The sequence below is a fragment of the Polynucleobacter sp. 39-46-10 genome (assembly GCF_002282275.1).
The window spans coordinates 1-3,376 of the sequence record NZ_NCJB01000264.1; the positions used below are offsets into that span (position 1 = coordinate 1).

Consider the following 3,376-nt stretch of genomic DNA (forward strand, 5'->3'; position numbering starts at 1 on the left):
GTTCAAATGGGCTGATCATGCCTTGCTCGCCCATGCGGCGGATCCAGTGGTCAGATTTAATAGTCATGGCCGAATTGTAAAACCATCGCAGGCCATATGACCACCAATTTACGAGCTAATAGGCAGGGGGGTAAAAATCACCCTCTCAGGGGCATTGAAGATCTCAAAATGCTTGCCAGAACAGCGGGATAGAAGTGTGAGATTGGTTTTGCGGGCGAGCTCCAAGCCCATCAAGGTCACGCCGGAGCGGGTCAACAAGAAAGGAACACCCATCTGGGCTCCTTTAATGACCATCTCCGAGGTGAGGCGCCCGGTAGTGAAAAAGATTAGGTCTTTGCCCTGCTTATCTGCCAGCCACATGAGGCCCGAGATTGAATCTACGGCGTTATGCCGCCCAACATCTTCGATGAAATGCAGAAGGCGGACATTATTGTTGCCATCGCGCTCAAAAACAGCGCAGGCATGAACCGAACCCGATTTCCTATAAATGGTGTCATGAACTCGAATGCTATCGATGAGGGCTACGATTGCCTCTTGGGTTAATTGAGGCCCATCTGGCAATCTAATTTCTTCCATCTCCTCAATCAAGCCGCCAAACATCGTACCCTGCCCGCAACCCGTAGTCACCACGCGCTTACTGGTGAGAGCATCAATGTCAACCGTACTGCGATGAGTCTTCACGGCAGCTGAGTCAGTCTCCCAGTCGACCTGAATACTAGCAATATCGTCTGGGGACTCTACTAGGCGCTGATTACGCAAATAGCCCAATACGAGGGCTTCAGGGGCGCCGCCTAAAGTCATCAGGGTGACAACCTCACGCTTATCTAAGTAAATGGTTAAAGGGCGCTCCCCTGGAATATGGGTAGTCTTAATGCGACCCGCCTCATCCATGATCTGCACCTCGTGCACTAAGGGCACGGAAGCGTTAGACATCTGAATGTTGTGGAGCAAAGCCATAAAACGCCTCTTAAATAGGTTCAAATCGGTATTAACTTTAACCGCAGACTAAAATTAGTGCTGAAGTGAGGGCTCAAGCCCCATAATCTTGTATTCACAATTGTTGAATTTATTTCTTTTAAGCCCGCATGAGTAGCCCCAAACGTCGCCTGCTAGTTACATCCGCCTTGCCTTACGCCAATGGCCAGATTCATATTGGGCATTTGGTGGAATATATCCAGACGGATATTTGGGTGCGCTTTCAGAGAATGCGTGGTCACGAAGTCCACTATGTTGGCGCTGATGACACGCACGGCACTCCAATCATGTTGCGCGCCGAAAAAGAGGGTCTTACTCCTAAAGAACTTATCGCCAATGTTTGGAAAGAGCATAAGCGTGACTTTGATGATTTCTTAATCTCTTTTGATAACTACTACACGACAGATAGCCCTGAGAATGAAAAGCTATCTCAAAGCATCTATCTCAAGTTACGCGATGCTGGCTTGATTGAAATGCGCTCGATTGAGCAAGCCTATGACCCTGTTAAAGAGATGTTCTTACCGGATCGCTTTATTAAAGGCGAATGTCCTAAGTGTGGCGCTAAAGATCAGTATGGCGACTCTTGTGAAAAGTGCGGAGCAACCTACTCCCCGACAGATTTAAAAAACCCGTTCTCTGTAGTGAGTGGTGCAACACCGATTAAAAAGGTTTCCGATCATTACTTCTTCAAACTATCCGATCCTCGCTGTGAAACTTTCTTGCGCGAGTGGACTCAAGTAAAAACTCCCTTACAACCTGAAGCTCGCAACAAAATGAAGGAATGGGTTGGCCAGCCAGGAGATAGCAAGCTTGGTGACTGGGACATCTCCCGTGATGCCCCCTACTTTGGCTTTGAAATCCCCGACGCGCCTGGCAAGTATTTCTATGTTTGGCTTGATGCGCCGATCGGCTACTACGCTAGCTTCCTCAACTACTGCCAGAGCAAAGGCTTGAACTTTGAGGAATGGGTTAAGCCCGATACAACAACCGAGCAGTACCACTTTATTGGCAAAGACATTCTGTATTTCCACACACTCTTTTGGCCAGCAACTTTGCACTTCGCAGGCTACCGCACACCAACCAATGTATTTGCTCATGGCTTCCTCACTGTCGATGGCGAGAAAATGAGTAAGTCGCGTGGCACATTGATTTCTGCGCATAGCGTAATTGAATCTGGTTTTAATCCTGAGTGGTTCCGCTATTACTTTGCGACCAAACTAAATGACAGCATGGAAGATTTGGATTTAAACCTCCAAGACTTTGTTGCGCGAGTCAATAGCGATCTATTGGGCAAGTACATCAACATCGCAAGTCGTAGCGCTGGCTTCTTGGTGAAGCGTTTTGGCGGCGTGGTTTCTGATGCAGCAATGGACAATGCATTGCTTGCTGATATTAGATCCGCCAGTGAAAAAATTGCTGAGCTATATGAAGCTCGTGAATATGCCAAGGCACTGCGTACCATCATGGAGCTGGCAGATAAGGTCAACGCCTTCGTTGATGAGAACAAGCCTTGGGAAATCGCCAAAGATCCGAGCCGTGAATCTGACTTGCCAGGAGTCTGCAGTGTGACCTTGGAGGCATTCCGCCTATTAAGTCTCTATCTCAAGCCGATCTTGCCTCAAGTCACAGCGGGAGTTGAGGACTTCCTCTCGGTCCCCGCCATGACCTGGAATGACCTTAAAACGCCGCTCTCCAGCCAAAATCCAATCAAAGCCTACAAACACCTCATGAGCCGTGTCGAAGCGCCTCAAATCGAGGCTTTATTGGCTGCAAACCTATAAAAACAGCCTCAAAATGGCGAATTTCTAGGAATTAGCCAAAAAGTCGGCAGGTTTGTAGGGAAAATCGTTAATAATGATGGGCTACGCAGTCAGTTGCTGCATGGTAATTTTTGCAAGTTATTGAATTAATTGAGAATTTTAGGAAATATGATGGCTAGGTATACATCCGAATTCACCCAGTTCTTAAATGAACTTAAATCTGAGAAACCGCACCTCGAGGCAGGTCAACAAGCTGGTCGCGCCCTCCTCTGGGATAAAGAACCTTTGACTACTGAAGATCAACGTCGCGCTAAAGCAGCCAAATTAAAACAGCGCGCTTACGTCTACTCGAATGACTAACTCAAGTGGCTCCTTGGGATCTGAGCCAAGCGTTCAATCTGAGTTGCTCGATAGCACTCCGTCGGTTACCGATGGAATGTCTGCGGCATTCGCCAAGTTATATGGTGAGCCCTTATTTAAGCTCCCAACAGATCTCTACATTCCACCTGATGCCTTAGAGGTTTTTCTAGAGGCATTTGAAGGTCCGCTCGATCTCCTGCTTTTCCTCATTCGTAAACAGAATTTCAACGTACTTGATATTCCGATGGCACAGGTGACCCAACAGTACCTGAGTTACATCG

At 47.7% G+C, this 3,376-nt stretch carries 3 protein-coding genes and 1 pseudogene; 3 read left to right on the forward strand and 1 reads right to left on the reverse strand.

Annotation, left to right across the window (positions count from 1 at the left end):
• Nucleotides 1–108: 108 nt before the first annotated feature.
• Entirely contained in the window at nt 109–957 is an 849-nt protein-coding gene (locus B7X71_RS14010) for a formate dehydrogenase accessory sulfurtransferase FdhD (RefSeq protein ID WP_293601064.1), read from the reverse strand.
• A gap of 128 nt (nt 958–1,085) precedes the next feature.
• Between B7X71_RS14010 and metG the strand changes: the two genes are divergently transcribed.
• The 3 genes and pseudogenes from metG to B7X71_RS14025 all read left to right on the forward strand — a co-directional run.
• Nucleotides 1,086–2,756 carry a methionine--tRNA ligase gene (gene metG / locus B7X71_RS14015; RefSeq protein WP_363927102.1) on the forward strand — a complete coding sequence of 557 codons (1,671 nt, stop codon included), beginning with the start codon at nt 1,086–1,088 and terminating at the stop codon, nt 2,754–2,756.
• 150 nt (nt 2,757–2,906) lie between these two features.
• The gene (locus B7X71_RS14020; protein ID WP_114692435.1) at nt 2,907–3,095 is read left to right on the forward strand and encodes a DUF3460 family protein; all 189 of its coding nucleotides are present in this window, start codon (nt 2,907–2,909) and stop codon (nt 3,093–3,095) included.
• A pseudogene (locus B7X71_RS14025) lies at nt 3,088–3,376 on the forward strand (segregation/condensation protein A); the annotation flags it as partial. The gene B7X71_RS14020 and the pseudogene B7X71_RS14025, both read left to right, overlap by 8 nt.